This is a genomic window from Burkholderia sp. Bp8963 (genome assembly GCF_003854275.1).
GTDB lineage: Bacteria > Pseudomonadota > Gammaproteobacteria > Burkholderiales > Burkholderiaceae > Burkholderia.
In genome coordinates, this window is sequence record NZ_QTQP01000037.1 from 20090 (window position 1) to 37720 (window position 17631).

At 67.3% G+C, this 17631-nt stretch carries 18 protein-coding genes; 13 read left to right on the plus strand and 5 right to left on the minus strand.

Features of this window, described 5'->3' with window-relative positions; genetic code table 11:
- Positions 1-105: 105 nt before the first annotated feature.
- Both DID96_RS26320 and DID96_RS26325 read left to right on the plus strand, forming a co-directional pair.
- Entirely contained in the window at positions 106-1305 is a 1200-nt protein-coding gene (locus tag DID96_RS26320; RefSeq protein ID WP_124602175.1) for a PLP-dependent aminotransferase family protein, read from the plus strand.
- Positions 1306-1317: 12 nt separating this feature from the next.
- A complete protein-coding gene (locus DID96_RS26325) occupies positions 1318-1506 on the plus strand; it encodes a hypothetical protein (protein WP_124602176.1) in 189 nt (62 codons plus the stop codon).
- A gap of 88 nt (positions 1507-1594) precedes the next feature.
- Here the strand turns inward: DID96_RS26325 and gcvA are convergent, their stop codons facing one another.
- Entirely contained in the window at positions 1595-2491 is an 897-nt protein-coding gene (gene gcvA / locus DID96_RS26330) for a transcriptional regulator GcvA (RefSeq protein ID WP_124602177.1), read from the minus strand.
- Positions 2492-2625: 134 nt separating this feature from the next.
- On the opposite strand from gcvA, the gene DID96_RS26335 reads away from it, so the two are divergent.
- From DID96_RS26335 to DID96_RS26380, 9 genes are all read left to right on the plus strand, one after another.
- A complete protein-coding gene (locus tag DID96_RS26335) occupies positions 2626-3330 on the plus strand; it encodes an SDR family oxidoreductase (RefSeq protein WP_124602178.1) in 705 nt (234 codons plus the stop codon).
- Between the two features lie 293 nt (positions 3331-3623).
- Entirely contained in the window at positions 3624-4670 is a 1047-nt protein-coding gene (locus DID96_RS26345) for an alpha/beta fold hydrolase (protein ID WP_124602180.1), read from the plus strand.
- Positions 4671-5061: 391 nt separating this feature from the next.
- Positions 5062-5400: a DUF4148 domain-containing protein gene (locus DID96_RS26350; protein WP_124602181.1), complete on the plus strand. Its 339-nt coding sequence runs from the start codon at positions 5062-5064 to the stop codon at positions 5398-5400.
- Positions 5401-5493: 93 nt separating this feature from the next.
- On the plus strand, positions 5494-6285 hold the full coding sequence (locus DID96_RS26355; RefSeq protein ID WP_124602182.1) for an alpha/beta fold hydrolase: 792 nt from the start codon (positions 5494-5496) through the stop codon (positions 6283-6285).
- Positions 6286-6686: 401 nt separating this feature from the next.
- A complete protein-coding gene (locus DID96_RS26360; RefSeq protein ID WP_124602183.1) occupies positions 6687-7157 on the plus strand; it encodes a rhodanese-like domain-containing protein in 471 nt (156 codons plus the stop codon).
- Between the two features lie 42 nt (positions 7158-7199).
- Positions 7200-8162 carry a serine O-acetyltransferase EpsC gene (gene epsC, locus DID96_RS26365; RefSeq protein WP_124602184.1) on the plus strand — a complete coding sequence of 321 codons (963 nt, stop codon included), beginning with the start codon at positions 7200-7202 and terminating at the stop codon, positions 8160-8162.
- On the plus strand, positions 8159-8380 hold the full coding sequence (locus DID96_RS26370; protein WP_124602185.1) for a helix-turn-helix domain-containing protein: 222 nt from the start codon (positions 8159-8161) through the stop codon (positions 8378-8380). Before epsC ends, DID96_RS26370 begins: the two co-directional genes overlap by 4 nt.
- 142 nt (positions 8381-8522) lie before the next feature.
- Positions 8523-9455, plus strand: coding sequence for a family 2A encapsulin nanocompartment shell protein (locus DID96_RS26375; protein ID WP_124602186.1), 933 nt, complete (start codon positions 8523-8525; stop codon positions 9453-9455).
- Positions 9430-11490: a family 2A encapsulin nanocompartment cargo protein cysteine desulfurase gene (locus DID96_RS26380; protein WP_124602187.1), complete on the plus strand. Its 2061-nt coding sequence runs from the start codon at positions 9430-9432 to the stop codon at positions 11488-11490. Before DID96_RS26375 ends, DID96_RS26380 begins: the two co-directional genes overlap by 26 nt.
- 77 nt (positions 11491-11567) lie before the next feature.
- Here the strand turns inward: DID96_RS26380 and DID96_RS26385 are convergent, their stop codons facing one another.
- Entirely contained in the window at positions 11568-12020 is a 453-nt protein-coding gene (locus tag DID96_RS26385) for a GNAT family N-acetyltransferase (protein ID WP_124602228.1), read from the minus strand.
- A gap of 319 nt (positions 12021-12339) precedes the next feature.
- Here DID96_RS26385 and DID96_RS26390 point away from each other — a divergent pair, with 319 nt between their 5' ends.
- Complete coding sequence (locus DID96_RS26390; RefSeq protein WP_124602188.1) at positions 12340-12855, plus strand: GNAT family N-acetyltransferase; 516 nt, start codon at positions 12340-12342, stop codon at positions 12853-12855.
- A gap of 166 nt (positions 12856-13021) precedes the next feature.
- Here DID96_RS26390 and groL read toward each other — a convergent pair whose 3' ends face one another.
- From groL to DID96_RS26405, 3 genes are all read right to left on the minus strand, one after another.
- Complete coding sequence (gene groL / locus DID96_RS26395) at positions 13022-14662, minus strand: chaperonin GroEL (RefSeq protein WP_124602189.1); 1641 nt, start codon at positions 14660-14662, stop codon at positions 13022-13024.
- Positions 14663-14674: 12 nt separating this feature from the next.
- Positions 14675-14965, minus strand: coding sequence for a co-chaperone GroES (locus DID96_RS26400; RefSeq protein ID WP_124602190.1), 291 nt, complete (start codon positions 14963-14965; stop codon positions 14675-14677).
- 208 nt (positions 14966-15173) lie between these two features.
- A complete protein-coding gene (locus DID96_RS26405) occupies positions 15174-16457 on the minus strand; it encodes an alpha/beta fold hydrolase (RefSeq protein ID WP_124602191.1) in 1284 nt (427 codons plus the stop codon).
- Between the two features lie 391 nt (positions 16458-16848).
- Between DID96_RS26405 and DID96_RS26410 the strand changes: the two genes are divergently transcribed.
- Entirely contained in the window at positions 16849-17529 is a 681-nt protein-coding gene (locus DID96_RS26410; RefSeq protein ID WP_124602192.1) for a class II aldolase/adducin family protein, read from the plus strand.
- Positions 17530-17631: the final 102 nt, after the last annotated feature.

Genomic DNA, 17631 nt, shown 5'->3' on the forward strand with positions numbered 1-17631 from the left:
TCGACAATCGTGGCTCGAATTTGCCGCCGATGCGTCAGAAGCGCATCGGCGGCCGGCAACCGGGCGGCTATCCCGGCCATCCCCCGCCATCCAGCCCACGACGACATGTACGCGTTCACACCTTCGTTCCAGCATCCCGCCGGCTCGCCGATCCGCGAGTTGTTCAAGTACCTGAGCGAGCCCGGCATGATTTCCTTTGCGGGCGGCTATCCGGCCAGCGACCTGTTCGACACCGACGGCCTGAACACAGCCGCCGAGCGTGCGTATGCGCAGCCGGTCCGCTGCCTGCAGTACGGCCCGACCGACGGCCTCACCGAACTCAAGCAGCAACTGATCGCGCTGATGGCGCGTCGCGGCGTGACCTGCACGCCCGCCGAACTGCTCGTCACGACCGGCTCGCAACAGGGCCTCGACCTGCTGCTGCGCGTGATGGTCGCGCCGGGCGACGTGGTGCTGACCGAACAGCCCGCGTATCCGGCAACGCTGCAGGCGATGCGCCTGCAGCAGGCGCGCATCGTCACGATTCCGGTGGACGGCGAAGGCCTCGACGTCGACCGCCTCGATGCGCTGCTTGCGTCGGGCAAGATCGCGCAGCCGAAGCTGCTGTACACGGTGCCGACCTTCGCGAACCCGACCGGCGCGACGCTTACGCGCGAGCGCCGGCTGAAGCTGCTGCGTCTCGCGGTGCAATATCGCTTCCTGATCGTCGAGGACGATCCATACGGCGACTTGCGTTTCACGGGCGAAGCGGTGCCGTCGATGCTCGCGCTGGCCGCCGAAGTGGACGGCGCCCGCGACTGGATCGTGCATTTCGCGAGCCTGTCGAAGATCGTCGCGCCGGGCCTGCGTGTGGGCTGGACGATCGCGCCGGCCGAGATCGCGCGGCGCTGCGTGATCGCGAAGCAGACGGTCGATCTGTGCAGCACGCCATGGACGCAGGCGACGGCCGCCGAATATCTCGCGGACGGCGCGCTCGAGCGTCATCTGCCGCGCATCACCGAAGCGTACAAGCGCAAATGCGACGCGATGTGCGATGCGTTGCGCGACGGGCTCGGCGATGCGATTGAATTCCATCGTCCCGAAGGCGGGATGTTCGTGTGGGCGCGGATCGGCGCGGTGTCGTCGGCTGTGCTGCTGCAGCACGCGATCGCGAACAAGATCGTATTCGTGCCCGGCAACGCGTTCTTCGCGGACAACGTCGACGACGCATCGCTGCGCCTGTCGTTCGCCGCGCCGGACGTCGGCGCGATCAAGGAAGGCGTCGCGCGGCTCGCGCGCGCATATGGCGCGGCGCTGGCCGCATAAGGAGACACAACGATGAACGTGACAGTCAACGAAACCGCGTGGATCGATGAGGCGCCGGGCATGGCCGACATCGGGCCGATCGCGCATCTGTCGTCGCAGATCAGCGCGGGGCCCGAATATGTCGCCGAAGTGCTCGGGCGACTGGGGGCCGACCGCACGGACGCCGACGACATGGCGCCGGTCGTACTCGGCTATAACTGAGCGTAGCGGCGTAGCGGCGTAGCGGCGTAGCTCGCCGCCTACCGCCCACCGCCCGCTCTGCCACTGCTGCGAAGATCACGCATGCGCGTTATGGCTGCCCGTCCAGCCCCGCCTGCGCAATCAACCAGTCGCGCATCACCGCGAGCGTGTCGTCGTCGCGCCGTTCACCCGGATACACGAGATAGAACCCCACCGACAGCGGCAACGCAACGTCGAACGGCTTGCACAGCCGCCCTGCAGCGATGTCGCGCTCGACGAGCGGATCGGTCGCAAGCGCGATACCCTGGCCGGCGACTGCCGCGTCGATTGCAAGCGACGTCTGGTTGAAGCGCAGCCCCTTGTGCGGATCGATATCGACAGGTTCCGGCAGCGCCGCGAGAAAATCCGGCCACAAATCGTGCGCGTCGTGCAGCAGCACGTGGCCGGCCAGCGCGCGCGGCGATGCGGGCGCGGCCCGCAGCGACGGGCTGCACACCGCGCACACGTCGAGCGGAAACAGCTGACGCGCGGCGAGGCTCTTGCCGAACGGCGGCTTGCCGAAACGGATCGCGAGATCGACGCCGTCGTGGCGGAACGTCGCGAGCTGCTGGTCGGCGATCACGCGCACGTCGATGTCCGGATGCGCGTCGGTGAAGTGCGCGAGCCGTGGAATCAGCCACTTCGACGCGAACGACGGCGTCGTGCTGATCGTCAGCGTCGCGCGCCGTTTCACAAGCTTGTCGGTCGCGTCGGCGATCGCGTTCAGCGCGCGCTGCACATCGGAAAAATACGCGGCGCCGTCGTGCGTCAGCGCGAGGCCGCGCGGCAGGCGCTCGAACAGCCGCAGGCCGAGCGCGTCCTCCAGATGCCGCACCTGCTGCGCGACCGCGCCCTGCGTGACGCCGATCTCGTCCGCGGCCGCGCGGAAGTTCAGATGCCGCGCGGACACTTCGAACGCACGTAGCGCATTGAGCGGCGGCAGGCGGGACGGGCGGCGGGTCGACATCGTCAGGCAGTAGAAAATCTATCGTCGAAGCGCAGAAATACTGGTTCGACAGTGAACGGAAATGCGCACTACATTACATGAATACGCGTCCGGTGGCGGATGCGCAATCGCTTGAATCGGACAAGGAGCACATCGTGACTGTAGAAAAAGTGGCGCTGATCACGGCGGCGGGCAAGGGCATGGGCGCGGCGATCGCGCGGGAACTGGCGGCGAGCGGCTATCGGGTCGCGCTGATGTCGCCGTCGGGCAGCGCGGTGGCGCTCGCCGAGGAACTCGGTGGCTTCGGGATCCAGGGCTCGGTCACCGTGGACGCGGACATCGACCGGCTGGTGCACGAGACGGTTGCCCGCTACGGCCGGATCGACGCGGTCGTCAACAACACCGGGCATCCGCCGAAGGGCGACTTGCTGGCGATCACCGACGATAACTGGCATGCGGGGCTCGACCTGATCCTGCTGAACGTCGTGCGCGTGATGCGCCGCGTGACGCCGATCTTCCAGGCGCAGGGCGGCGGCGCGGTGGTCAATATCTCGAGCTTCGCGGCAGACGCGCCCGAGCAGCCGATGCCCGTGTCGTCGGCACTGCGTGCGGCGCTGAGTGCGTGGACGCGTCTGTACGCGGAACGCTACGCAGCCGAGAACATCCGGATGAACGCCGTGCTGCCGGGCTTCATCGACAGCTGGCCCGAAACGCCGGAGATCGTCGCGCGCATTCCGGCGGGCCGCTTTGGCAAGACCGGGGAAATCGCGAAGACGGTCGCGTTCCTGCTGTCAGACGGCGCGGGCTACATCACCGGGCAGAACATCCGCGTCGACGGCGCGATCGTGAAGGCGCTCTGAGCGCGGCCATGAAGGCAACGGCGGCGGCAACGGCGGCGGCAACGGCGGCGGCCGCCAGGCCGCATGGCCCCGGTAAGCGCTATTTCCCCAACGATTTTGAATCGCTGTGTGTCGTGTACGAACGCAGATACGTTGGGATACAAAGCGTTCGGACGGTTCGGATATAAATCCGGTGAAGCGTTGTCGCGCGGCGGTTCGGCAGCATCGGAGCCGCGCTCGCGAACGGTGATTGCAGCCTGCCCGCCCGTGTGCCACGGGCCCCTTCCTCGACGATCGACCATGGAGAACGAGTCATGCCTGATACCGTGAACACCCGCCGCCGCCTGATCCTGGGCACGACGCTGGCGAGCCTGAGCCTCGCCGACCTCGGCCTCGGCAATCTCGCCCGCGCGCAGTCGGCGCCCGATACGCCGGCGCCGAAGCGCGCAGCCGGTGCCGGCGCGTCGTTCGGCACGATCCACCAGATCGACGCGGGCGTGCTGAACGTCGGGTATGCGGACGTCGGGCCGAAGGACGGCCCTGTCGTGTTCCTGCTGCATGGCTGGCCGTACGACATCTACAGCTACGCGGAAGTCGCGCCGCTGCTCGCGGCGGCCGGCTATCGCGTGATCGTGCCGTACCTGCGCGGCTACGGCTCGACGACGTTCCGCTCGGCCGACACGGTGCGCAACGGCCAGCAGGCCGTGACGGCCGTCGACATCGTCGCGCTGATGGATGCGCTGAAGATCGACCAGGCCGTGTTCGGCGGCTACGACTGGGGCGCGCGCACGGCCGACATCATCGCGGCGATGTGGCCGCAGCGCGTGAAGGCGCTGGTGTCGGTGAGCGGCTACCTGATCGGCAGCCAGGAGGCGAACCGCAAGCCGCTGCCGCCGCAAGCCGAATTCCAGTGGTGGTATCAGTTCTATTTCACGACCGAGCGCGGCGCGCTCGGCTACGCGGCGAACCGCGATGCGTTCAACAAGCTGATCTGGCAGCTCGCGTCGCCGAAATGGCAGTTCGACGATGCGACCTACGCGCGCACCGCGGCGTCGTTCCAGAACGCCGATCACGTGGCCGTCGTGATCCACAACTACCGCTGGCGTCTCGGGCTCGCGAAGGGCGAGGCGCGCTACGACGACATCGAGCGGCGCCTCGCGGCCGCGCCGGCGATCTCAGTGCCGACGATCACGATGGAAGGCGACGCGAACGGCGCGCCGCATCCGGAACCGGCCGCGTACGCGAAGAAGTTTACGGGCAAGTACCAGCATCGCACGATCAGCGGCGGCATCGGCCACAACCTGCCGCAGGAGGCGCCGCAGGCATTTGCCGATGCGATCCTGCAGGTCGAGCATCTGTGACGCGGCTCGCGCCGTGACGCGATGGCCATGAGTAAAAGGCGTGCCCTTGCGGCACGCCCGGATTGCTGACGAACCCCTCGTTTTTCGGAACGAGGGGTTTTGTCTTTTTTATTGCGCGGCTTTGGCGCGTCGCGCAAATGGCGCGATGCACTGCATGCTGCAGTCTCGGTAGACGAAGTGCGGAGCGCTCATGCGCACGGCGATGCGCGATTTTGTATCGCACTGTATCTGCGGCCGTCCTGGAAAAACTGGCATGCACCCGGCCTTGTTGCAGAAACATGCCCGATACGTTGGCGGGTTCTACTGTCGACGTGCGGAGATCACCCGATGTGAACAGTCAAATCGGATACCGAATGATCGTTCCGCCAACCTCAACTTCTGGAGAACGTTCATGAACACCGCCCGAATCCTCGCCGCTGCCGTGCTGGCTATCGCCCCCGCCTTGTCCTTCGCCGATGCCGGACACGGCGTCACGCGCGCCGACGTGCGCGCCGAACTGGTTCGACTGGAGCAGGCCGGCTACAACCTGGCCCGCAGCGAACCGCATTACCCCGATGACGTCATCGCTGCCACGCAGCGGGTCGCACGTTCCGACCAGAACGGCCCGTCGAAGTCGGACGGCGACACCATGGCCGACACGTCCTCGCCGGACCAGCATCACGATGCGATGCACGGGCGCGCGGCACGTGGCGCCGCGTACTCCGCCGACGACCTCTATGCGCATTCGTGATCCGTTGCCGCGCCGTCGCCGCGTACGGACGGCGACGGCGCGGCGGCAATCGTAGGACTTCACGTGAACAACACGACAGAAAGGAGCATGACAATGGTTCGTTTGATGAAACGGGTTCTGGTATCCGCTGCGGTGCTCGGCGGACTGTTCGGCGCCGTTGCGGCGCATGCCGCGCCGAAGGACGACCTGAAGGGCACCAACGTCGTCCTCGTGCACGGCGCGTTTGCCGACGGGTCAAGCTGGAACCGTGTGATCCCGCTGCTGGAAGCGCGCGGGCTGCATGTCGTCTCGGTGCAGAACCCGCTGAGCTCGCTGGCGGACGACACGGCCGCGACGAAGCGCGCGATCGACGAGCAGAAGGGGCCTGTCGTGCTGGTGGGCCATTCGTGGGCCGGCGTCGTGATCAGCGACGCGGGCAATGACGACAAGGTGAAGTCGCTCGTCTACGTCGCGGCGTTCGCGCCCGACAACGGCCAGTCGATCGCCGACGTCACGCAGGGGCTGCCGCCGCCGGTGTGGGCGGGCGAGCTGCGCAAGGACGCGGGCGGGTTCGCGACGCTGTCGGACAAGGCGATCGCGCAGGATTTCGCGCCGGACCTGCCGGTTGCGCAGCAGCGTATCGTCGCGGCGACGCAGGGGCCGTGGTTCGGCGGCTGCATTTCGGAGAAGGTTGCGCAGGCCGCGTGGCATGCGAAGCCGTCGTCGTTCGTCGTCACGACGCAGGACAAGATGATCGACCCCGCGCTGCAGGAAGCGATGGCGAAGCGCATTGGTGCGACGGTCACGCGCGTGAACGGCAGCCATGTCGCGATGCTGAGCCAGCCGAAGGCCGTGGCCGACGCGATCATTGCGGCCGCGGAGCGCGCGAAGCAGGACGCTCAGTGAGCGAATGCGGTGCCGTCGTGCGCGTGGTGCGGCGGCGCAACGGCCTCGCTGCGCGACGCGCTGCACAGCGACGGTCTTCCCCCATGTGAACCCGCGTCGACACCAACAGCGTCGATTCCCCCTTGCCTCCTCGTTGACACCCCCGGCGCCGATTCCCCCCTCGCAGAACCCGATTCCCCTCGCAGAACCCGATTCCCCTCGCAGAACCCGATCCAGCAACCCGCTCGATAGCGGGCGTTCGCGTTTGCATTTCGTGCGGCGCTGATTTGGAAATGACGATTAATTGGTTCAGCTTCCCGGCGCTCGCTCGCATAGTGGCGCTGACGGCTATAGACAGCATGCAAGCTGCACCGGCCGCCTTTCCCGGTCTATCGGATCGAACGAATCCACAAGGAGGCGTCATGACGTATGCATTGGAAGAACGAACCGCCGCGCAACAGGCGCTCGAAGACGCGCGCGACGCGGCCGCCGTAGCCGGCACGCCCTACGCGGGCGGCGTGGCCCCGGAAATCGCGTGGGCGTTGTTCAAGGCCGGCGATGCGCTGCTGGTCGACGTGCGCACCGCCGAGGAACGCAAGTTCGTCGGCCACGTGCCGGACTCGCTGCACGTGGCGTGGGCGACCGGCACGAGCCTCACGCGCAACCCGCGCTTCGTGCGCGAGCTGGAAGCGAAGACCGGCAAGGACGCGGTGGTGCTGCTGCTGTGCCGCAGCGGCAACCGCTCCGCGCAGGCCGCCGAAGCGGCGGCGAAGGCGGGTTTCACGCAGGTATTCAACGTGCTCGAAGGATTCGAGGGCGACCTTGATGCGAAGCAGCGCCGCGGCGGCCAGAACGGCTGGCGCTTTCGCGGCCTGCCGTGGGCGCAGGACTGATACGCGGCCGGACGGGAAAAAGGGAAAAGGAGAGAACCGGCAATGGCCGCATTCGAGATCGACCACATCGTTCAATCGCTTCAGACGGTGCGCCGCGCGTGGCGGGAAAAACAGCGGCGCTCGCTCGAGCCGGGCGGGCGCGACCTGCCGGCGCGCGAAGCGCTCGCGCAGATCGTCGGCGCGCTGAAGGGCGTGCTGTTCCCGATGCGGCTCGGCCCGCCCGACCTGCGCCAGGAGAGCGAGAACTTCTACGTGGCGCACGCGCTCGACGCGGCGCTCAACGCGCTGCTCGCACAGGTAAAGCTCGAATTGCGCTACGCGGCACGCCAGCGCGCGACCGACGTATCGACTGACATATCGATCGACGAGCCGGCGTCGGCGGCCGTGCAGGCGTTCGCCGCGCGGCTGCCCGAGATCCGCCGGCTGCTCGACAGCGACGTGCTCGCGGCCTACCACGGCGATCCGGCAGCCGGCAGCGTCGACGAAGTGCTGCTGTGCTATCCGGGTGTGCTCGCGATGATTCACCATCGGCTCGCGCACGAGCTGTACCTGCTCGGCCTGCCGCTGCTCGCGCGCATCATCGCCGAGCAGGCGCATGCGGAAACGGGCATCGACATCCATCCGGGCGCGCGCATCGGCGGCGGTTTCTTCATCGACCACGGCACGGGCGTCGTGATTGGCGAGACGGCGATCATCGGCGAGCGCGTGCGCGTCTACCAGGCGGTCACGCTCGGCGCGAAGCGCTTTCCGCGCGACGCGGCCGGCCATCTGGAGAAAGGGCTCGCCCGCCATCCGATCGTCGACGACGACGTCGTGATCTACGCGGGCGCGACGATCCTCGGCCGCGTGACGATCGGGCGCGGCGCGGTGATCGGCGGCAACGTGTGGCTCACGCAGGACGTGCCGCCCGGCGCGAACGTCACCCAGGCCGTGCTGCGCAGCGAGGCGACCCACGCGCCGCGCGCGCCGGCCGGCCCGCTGCCGGTCGCGCAGGCCGCATCATGAGCGAACTGATCCAGCACTTCGGCGCGACCGTGCGCCGGCTGCGCGAGGCGCGCACGTGGTCGCAGGAGCAGCTCGCCGAACAGGCGGGGCTGAACCGCTCGTATGTCGGCGAGATCGAGCGCGGCGAGGCGATCGCATCGATCGTCACCGCCGACAAGATCGCGCGGGCGTTCGACGTGTCGATCTCGGCGCTGCTGTCCGGCGCGCGCGTCGCCTGAGCCGGCCTTCCCGCTTTATTTCCCACGTCGGCGGCGCCGCTTGACGGCTATAGCATGTTGAGCCGGCCTGCGTGCGCTTCCGATAATCCCCCAGCGTCATAAGCAATCCCGTTTTTCATCTTAAGAACCCGGAGCCACACACATGTCGACCGTTGCAAGCGGCTCGGCCGCGCTGAGCGATCACGCCGCCCGCCAACTAGCGAACGCTACCAAGACCGTCCCCCAGCTTTCCACGATCACGCCGCGCTGGCTGACCCATTTGCTGCAATGGGTGCCGGTCGAGGCCGGCATCTATCGGCTGAATCAGGTGAAGAACCCGGAGGCCGTGCGCGCCGCGTGCACGCAGCTCGAAGACGAGCGCGTGCTGCCGCGCACGTTCGTGCCTTACGAGGAGCAGCCGCGCGAATATTTTCTGAACGCGGTGAGCACGGTGCTCGACGTGCATACGCGGATCTCCGATCTCTACAGCAGCCCGCACGACCAGATCAAGGAACAGCTCCGGCTGACGATCGAGACGATCAAGGAGCTGCAGGAAAGCCAGCTGATCAACAACCCGGATTACGGCCTGCTCGCGAACGTGACCGACGAGCAGCGCGTGTTCCCGTTGACGGGCGCGCCGACGCCGGACGATCTCGACGAGCTGCTGACGAAAGTGTGGAAGGAGCCCGCGTTCTTCCTCACGCATCCGCTCGCGATCGCCGCGTTCGGCCGCGAATGCACGCGGCGCGGCGTGCCGCCGCCGACGGTCAGCCTGTTCGGCTCGCAGTTCCTCACATGGCGCGGCATTCCGCTGATCCCGTCGGACAAGGTGCCGGTCGCGGACGGCAAGACCAAGATCCTGCTGCTGCGCGTCGGCGACAAGCGGCAGGGCGTCGTCGGCCTGTATCAGCCGGGTGTCGCGGGCGAGCAGGGGCCCGGGCTGTCGGTGCGCTTCATGGGCATCAACGACCAGGCGATCGCGTCGTACCTGATCTCGCTGTATTGCTCGCTCGCGGTCCATTCGCCGGACGCGCTGGCTGTCCTCGATGACGTCGAAATCGGCAAGTACCATGACTATCCCGACACCTACCGTTAATCCCCGGCTGCCGGGCGGCGACGGGCCGGGCGCTGGCGCGCTGCCGCACGCGCCGCTGCCGGCCGGCCTGCCCGACCCGGCGACGCTTGCGCGGCTCGCGTCCGAATTCTTCGCGACGCCGCCCGGGCAGGCGGCCGCGCCGGAGCTGTCGGCGGGCAGCGGCGCGGTCGGCGGCCTGCCGTCGGCATTGCCGGCGGCAGCGCCGATCCTCGCGTCGGTGAGCAACCCCGCGCCGGCCGGCTCGCCGCTTGCGGGGCCGGGCGGCACGGGCACCGGCGTGCCGGGGCTCGCGCTGCCGCAAGGCAAGGTGGCCGGCGCGAATCTCGCGCCGTCCGCACCGACGCACGTGCTGTCGCTCGGCAATCGCACGCCCGCGCTCGCGCCGCACGCGGCCGCGCAGAACGGCCTGCCCGATCACGCCGTGTCGATCGCGCCCGCGCTCGAACCGCGCGTCGGCGGCGCGGCGCTCGGCGTGCCGCAGGCTGCGGCGCTCGGTGTCGATCGCGCGCCGCAGCCGGGCGTCCCCGCCAGCCCGTCGCCGTATTACTTCACCGATGGCGCGCTGCAGGGCTGGCAGAAGACGCCGGATGACATCGTCGTGCCGTCGCGCGGCCTCGCGTCGCCCGAAGCGTTCGGCCTGCCGGGCGACGACGCGATCCGCGAACTGCTCGCGGTGAACCGGCACGCGAGCGCGCCGACACCATCGAACGGCGACGGGTCGCGCTACTTCGTCGACGACGCGCGCGCTGGCGGTACGCACGATGCGCGCCGTCACGGCTCGTCGCCCGGCGCGGGTGACGCGCTCCGCGGTGCGCATCCGCCGTTCGACGTGAACGCGATCCGCCGCGATTTCCCGATCCTGCAGGAGCGCGTGAACGGCAAGCAACTCGTCTGGTTCGACAACGCGGCGACGACGCACAAGCCGCAGGCGGTGATCGACCGGCTCGCGTACTTCTACGCGCACGAGAACTCGAACATCCACCGCGCCGCGCACGCGCTCGCGGGCCGGGCGACCGACGCGTACGAGCTTGCGCGGGAGACCGTGCAGCGCTTCATCGGCGCATCGTCGCCGGACGAGATCGTGTTCGTGCGCGGCACGACGGAAGCGATCAACCTGATCGCAAAGACGTGGGGCGTGCAGAACGTCGGCGAGGGCGACGAGATCGTCGTGTCGCACCTCGAGCATCACGCGAACATCGTGCCGTGGCAGCAGCTCGCCGCGCAGAAGGGCGCAACGCTGCGGGTGATTCCGGTCGACGATTCGGGGCAGGTTCTGCTGGACGAGTATCGCAAGCTGCTCAACGACCGCACGAAGATCGTGTCCGTCACGCAGGTGTCGAACGCGCTCGGCACGGTCGTGCCCGTGAAGGAGATCGTCGAGCTCGCCCATCGCGCGGGCGCGAAGGCGCTCGTCGACGGCGCGCAGTCGATCTCGCACATGCGGGTCGACGTGCAGGCGCTCGATGCCGATTTCTTCGTGTTCTCGGGCCACAAGATCTACGGCCCGACGGGCATCGGCGTCGTCTACGGCAAGCGCGCGATCCTCGACGACATGCCGCCGTGGCAAGGCGGCGGCAACATGATCGCCGACGTCACGTTCGAGCGCACCGTGTTCCAGCCGCCGCCGAACCGTTTCGAGGCCGGCACCGGCAATATCGCGGACGCGGTGGGGCTCGGTGCGGCGCTCGATTACGTGAGCCGCGTCGGCATCGAGCGCATCGCGCGCTACGAGCACGACCTGCTCGCGTATGCGACGAGCGTGCTCGCGCCGGTGCCCGGTGTGCGGCTCGTCGGCACCGCGCGCGACAAGGCGAGCGTGCTGTCGTTCGTGCTGAAGGGCTACGAGACGGAGGAAGTCGGGCAGGCGCTGAACGAGGAGGGCATCGCGGTGCGCTCCGGGCATCACTGCGCGCAGCCGATCCTCCGGCGCTTCGGGCTCGAGGCGACCGTGCGGCCGTCGCTGGCGTTCTACAACACCTGTGATGAAGTCGATGCGCTGGTGCGGGTCGTGCGGAGGCTGGCGTCGCGGCGTTGACGCGGTGCGAAAGCCGCTTGCGCACGCCATCGACGGTGTTGCGCAAGCGGCTTTCCGCAGGAAGTGGTTTTCGACGGCTACGTTTCGCGCGTAGCTTGCGGGGCTCTGAGGTAGTAGATGTCCCACTCCGCTTCTTCTACCTTTCGGAAGCCGTGCCGCTGATAGAAGCGGTTTGAATCGCTGTCGCGCAGTGCGCCGACCTTGACCGGCAGCGATCGCGAATCGGCGTCGGCGAAGATCGCAGCGAGCACCGCCGAACCGATTCCCCGGCCCTGATGCACGGGGACGATGTACAGGTGTTCAAGCGCCAGATGATCGTCGGCTGGCTTTGCCAGAACGAAGCCCACGTTAACGCCATCGACCACGATGAGCCGGCAGAACGCCGGATCGAACGACGACAGGAACCGGTCTCCCGCCCGCTGCGGATCGAAGCGGCCGATACGCTCCAGGCTTTCCTGCATGGCCGCGATACGTATCTGCACCAGTAAGTCGGCATCGCTGTGCGTTGTCGTAGCGAATGTCACGTTCATCTGTTTTGTGGTCACGATTGCAGGAGGCAGCAAGGAATTCGTCATCGCGCAGTCTCGAGGTCAACGCTGCTGGACATTGTAGTCCGCTCATTTCGCCATTAATATCGATTCCCCATCTCATTCCAGACGGCGAATGCCAGAATGACCGACGAGGAATTTGCCTTCCCCGGCGGCTGAAGCAAGAACCCGACGGATCTTGCTTCCTGAAACAACCCTCACGCGATGTCGCAGTGCCTTTCAGGAAGAAGGCCTGCGCTTTGCGCGACCGTGTTGCCTGAATGGCGTCCGTAGCCGCTACTTTCATTGAGGGTCGATCAATATGATTCGTATTGCAAACGTCGGTGACGCCGAACGCCTGGCTGAACTGAAGCGTGACACGTTCCGCGAAACGTTTGTCGAGGGTTTCGGGATACCTTATGGCGCTGAGGATCTCGCCGCTTATGAAGCCGCAAGCTACTCGCCGGACGTCGTCAGGGGCCAGCTGCTGGATCCGGAGCACCGAACCTGGGTTGTCGAGGCGAGTGATCAGTCGTTGGTTGGCTATGCGTTTGTCGGGCCGTGCAAATTGCCGCATCCCGAAGTGAAGAACGGAGACGGGGAGATTTGCCAGATTTACCTGCGACGTGGCGCGCAAGGTACTGGAGCCGGTCAGAGCCTGCTCGGTCTTGCAATCGATTTTCTTGCGGAGAAGCGGCCCGGCCCGATCTGGCTCGGCGTATGGTCGGGTAACGAGAAGGCCATTGCGTTCTATGAGCGGGCCGGTTTCAAGCGTGTCGGCGGTTATGAATTCAAGGTCGGAAGCTCGACCGATTCCGAGTTCATCTATCGTCGCTGACGTGTTCCATTGATCCATACGCGGGTCCGGCCACCTCGCATTGGCGTCGCTTGCCTGCGCGTCGAGACCGCGGATAAAAAGACAACGCGTGGCGACCTGAGTCGCCACCCGTTGCATTTTCCGTGCGGCCTCGACCGTGCCGGCTATCCGGCACACGAGGCCATGTTCAGAAATCGAACCCCGGCCCGCCCGCACCCGGCGCGCCGGGTGTCGCGGCCGGCGCCGAATCCTTCGGCGCTTCATGCACGGTCGCATCCGTCGTCAGCAGTAGCCCCGCGACCGACGCCGCGTTCTGCAGCGCGGTGCGCGTGACCTTGGTCGGATCGAGCACGCCCGATTCGACGAGGTCGCCGTATTCGCCGGTCTGCGCGTTATACCCGAAGTTGCCAGAGCCTTCCGCGACCTTCGCGACGACCACGCTCGCTTCGTCGCCCGCGTTCGTGACGATCTGGCGCAGCGGTTCCTCGAGCGCGCGCAGCACGATCTTGATGCCCGCGTTCTGGTCGGCGTTCGCGCCGGTCAGCTCGCGGATCGCCTGCTTCACGCGGATCAGCGCGACACCGCCGCCCGGCACGATACCTTCCTCGACCGCCGCGCGCGTGGCATGCAGCGCGTCGTCGACGCGATCCTTCTTCTCCTTGACCTCGATCTCCGTCGCACCGCCGACCTTGATCACCGCGACGCCGCCCGCGAGCTTCGCGACGCGTTCCTGCAGCTTCTCGCGATCGTAGTCCGACGTCGCGTCGGCGATCTGCACGCGAATCTGCTTCACGCGCGCCTCGATGTTCGCCGCGTTGCCGGCGCCGTCGATCACCGTCGTGTTTTCCTTGCCGACCTCGATGCGCTTCGCCTGCCCGAGCTCCGCGAGCGTCGCCTTCTCGAGCGTCAGGCCTGTTTCCTCGGCGATCACCTGGCCGCCGGTCAGGATCGCGATGTCCTCGAGCAGCGCCTTGCGGCGGTCGCCGAAGCCCGGCGCCTTGACCGCGACGGTCTTCAGGATTCCTCGCAGGTTGTTCACGACGAGCGTCGCGAGCGCTTCGCCTTCGACGTCTTCCGCGATGATCAGCAGCGGCCGGCCGGACTTCGCGACCTGTTCGAGCACCGGCAGCAGGTCGCGGATGTTCGCGATCTTCTTGTCGTGCAGCAGGATGTACGGGTTCTCGATCTCGGCGATCTGCTTGTCCGCGTTGTTGATGAAATACGGCGACAGATAGCCGCGATCGAACTGCAGCCCTTCGACGACGTCGAGTTCGTCGGCGAGCGACTTGCCGTCCTCGACGGTGATCACGCCTTCCTTGCCGACGCGGTCGATCGCCTCGGCGATGCGCTGGCCGATCGATTCCTCGCCGTTTGCGGAGATCGTCGCGACCTGCGCGATTTCCTTGCTCGTCGTGGTCGGCCTGCTGATCTTCTTCAGCTCTTCGACGGCCGCCGCGACGGCCTTGTCGATGCCGCGTTTCAGGTCGAGCGGGTTGAGCCCGGCCGCGACGTATTTCTGCCCTTCGCGGACGATCGCCTGCGCGAGCACGGTGGCCGTGGTCGTGCCGTCGCCGGCCGCGTCGCTCGTGCGCGACGCGACTTCCTTCACGAGTTGCGCGCCGATGTTCTGCAGCTTGTCGGCGAGCTCGATTTCCTTCGCGACCGACACGCCGTCCTTCGTGACGACCGGTGCGCCGAAGCTGCGCTCGAGCACGACGTTGCGGCCTTTCGGCCCGAGCGTGACCTTCACCGCGTTCGCGAGAATGTTCACGCCTTCGGTCAGTTTCGCGCGTGCGACGTCGCTGAAGATGATGTCCTTTGCTGCCATGAGTGCGCTCCGTTATTGATTGACGACGGCGACGATGTCTTCCTCGCGCAACACGAGGAGCTCATCGCCGTTCAACTTGACCGACTGGCCCGCGTACTTGCCGAACAGCACGCGCTCGCCGACCGTCAAGTCGGGCGCGATGCGCTGGCCGTTGGCATCCCTGCGGCCGGGGCCGACCGCGATCACTTCGCCCTGGTCGGGCTTTTCCGCGGCGCTGTCGGGAATCACGATGCCCGAGGCGGTGGTGGTTTCCTGGTCGAGTCGCTTCACGATGACCCGATCGTGCAAGGGGCGTAGGCTCATCTGTCCGTCCTGTTGTGTCGAGATTGATTGGCACTCTGTATCAGAGAGTGCTGACGAGTATAAAAACGGGCGCCGGCGCGATCCAATAACGGATTCGGAAAAGCATTTGCGTGCGGGCGCTTTGGACGCGTGTGCCGCAGTGGCACAGGAGAGCCATCGATTCCGGGAAAGCATTCGTGCCGTCGTGCAAAGCGCGTGCGTCCGGCGGCTATCGCGTCGCAGCCTGTTGTGGCGATGGCGTGCAGATCGCCCGGATCTTTTCGCCCGCGAGCACGCGTTTCACGAACGGGATCGAATCGGCGAGCGACGCGTTCACGGTGCCGTTATGATCGCGGCCCGCATACAGGTGCGCCTCGACCGTCGTGCCGGCCGCGCACGCATCTTTTGCGAGTGCGAGTTCGAGCGGCGCGAGCCCGTCGTCCGCACCCGCGCCGATGAACACCGGCGTGTCGATCTTCAGCGTCGGGTACTTGAGGTAATCGTCCCACCACGTCTTCAGCCGGGCGTCGCCGCCGGGCTTCACGGTGTTCGCGTACGTGAGCTGCGCGAGCGCCGCGTCGTCCTCGAGAGACGCGAGGCAGCTGACGCGCGCCTGTTCGAGAATCGGCAGCGCGGTGTCGGTCAGCACTTCGTCCGCGCGCAGCGTCGGATCGATCTGTTGCGCGGACAGCACCGAATAGAACTGGTAAGCAAGCGTCGGATCGACGCGGTCCGGATCCTTGCGGTAGGCCGATTCGAACCTGGGCAGCGACGCGAGTATCGCGCGTGGCGCGTTGTAGATCACGCCGGTCGCCACCGTCGCGCGGATCGTGAGATCGGGTGCATAGCCGGGCGCGTAGCCGGCTGCCGCGAACACGGCCGAGCCACCCTGCGACTGGCCGACGAGCACAACCTCGTTCGCGAGCCCCGGCACACCATTGAGCACCGCCCGCACGCTGTCGAGCAGCGTGTAGCTGTTCGAGCGGTTGTTGAGCTGCGGATTAGGTCCTGGCGTGCCGAGCCCCTGATAGTCGGTCGCGACGACCGCGAAGCCTTGTTGCAGCCATGCGTTCAGGTAGCGCACGTCGCGATACGAACGGCCGAACCACGACGGCGCGCAGATGTCGGCCATCCCGAACGTGCCGTGTGCCCATGCGACGATCGGCCAGCCGCCGGCGGGCGGCGTGCCGCGCGGCAGGAACAGCGCGCCCGACACGGCGATCGGCGTGTGGCCGCCGGCGCCGTCGGTCGACGAATAGAGGATGCGAAGCTGCCGCGCGGCGCTCGCGAGACCGAGTGTCGCGGGCAGCGGTTCGGAGCGCAGCAGCACGCCGGGCGTTGCGGGAACGTCCCGGTCCCATGTGTAGAACGCGGATACCCGGCCATCGCCTTGCAGCGGATCGGGCGACGGCACGCGGGCGGGCGACGCGGCGAGCGAAGCGACGGACGATGCGGCGAGTGCGGAAACCAGCAGCGTGCGCGCGGCGACGCCGCGCAGAAGCAAGAATGTCATGGTCGGGTGGGGGTGAATGAAGTCGGAACGGGATGCGTCACGCGGACGGCGAAATGGGGCGCAGGCCGCGGGCCGCGAGACGCGCCGCAAGATTCGAACCAGCGCGTTGCGTTGCGCATCGCCATCGGTACGGGTGGCGCGTGATGCGATTCGCGTTGCCGTCACCGGTTTGCGAACTGCGTTGCGCGCAGCAATGCGGGCCACGCGCTGCTGCTCCTGCAACAGGTTCGCGCGCACGGTTCGCCTGACGCCGGACATGAGCCACGTGCCCGCATGGGGCCGCCAGCGATCCACGCGTATGCACGTCGCTGGCACGATTGCTGCTGATTCCGTCGCGGCAGGCCGCCACCCGGCGGCACGATTCGTTCAACCGGAAAAGGACTCCGCATCCATGTCAGTCACTCAAGCCATCGACAGTGGCGAACTCGTGGCGTTCGTCGAACGCGCGGCGCGTGAATTCGCGCACGCCGCGCGTGTGCTCAAGGAAACGCGCACGTTGTCCGCGACCAATACGTTCCAGGCATTCCAGCGCGTGCCGGACACGGAGCTCGTCGTCGCGCTGTCCGCGCCGAGCCCTTGGGCCGCGTCGCCGGAGATCCAGCCCGTCGTCGTGACGCTCGACGGCGACGTGCTGCATGGTGACGCGCACGCGGGCGGCAACGGTACGCGCTACGCGGGCGTGTTCCGCGAGGCGCCGGAGGTCGACGTCGTGATTCACGTGCACGGCCCGTATCTTGGCGCGTGGGCGAGCGCGCACCGCACGCTGCCGATCCTCTATGCGCCGGCCGCTCGCTACACGCGCGCGCGGGAGATCCCGGTCTACGTCGACCGCCGGCCTGGCGAGTCGCGCTTCATCGTCGACACGATTCGCCGCGATCCGGAGGTGCCGGCGATTCTCGAGGCGAACGGTGGTGCGACGTTCTGGGGCAAGTCGATTCTCGACGTGTCGAAGTACATCCTGATCCTCGAGGAGGCCGCGTACTTCCAGGCGCTCGCGCAGCCGCTCGGCGGCTCGCAGGCGTTCGGGCCGGGCGCGCTCGAGCAGCAATGGAAGATGACCGGGCTCGCGTGAGCACGGCGTTGCGCAACGGGTGCAATCCGGCCGCCGTCATACCGATAGCTCGATGAATTGGTTCGCCGCCGGTGCGTGCCTTGCTATCGTCGGGCTTCCCCG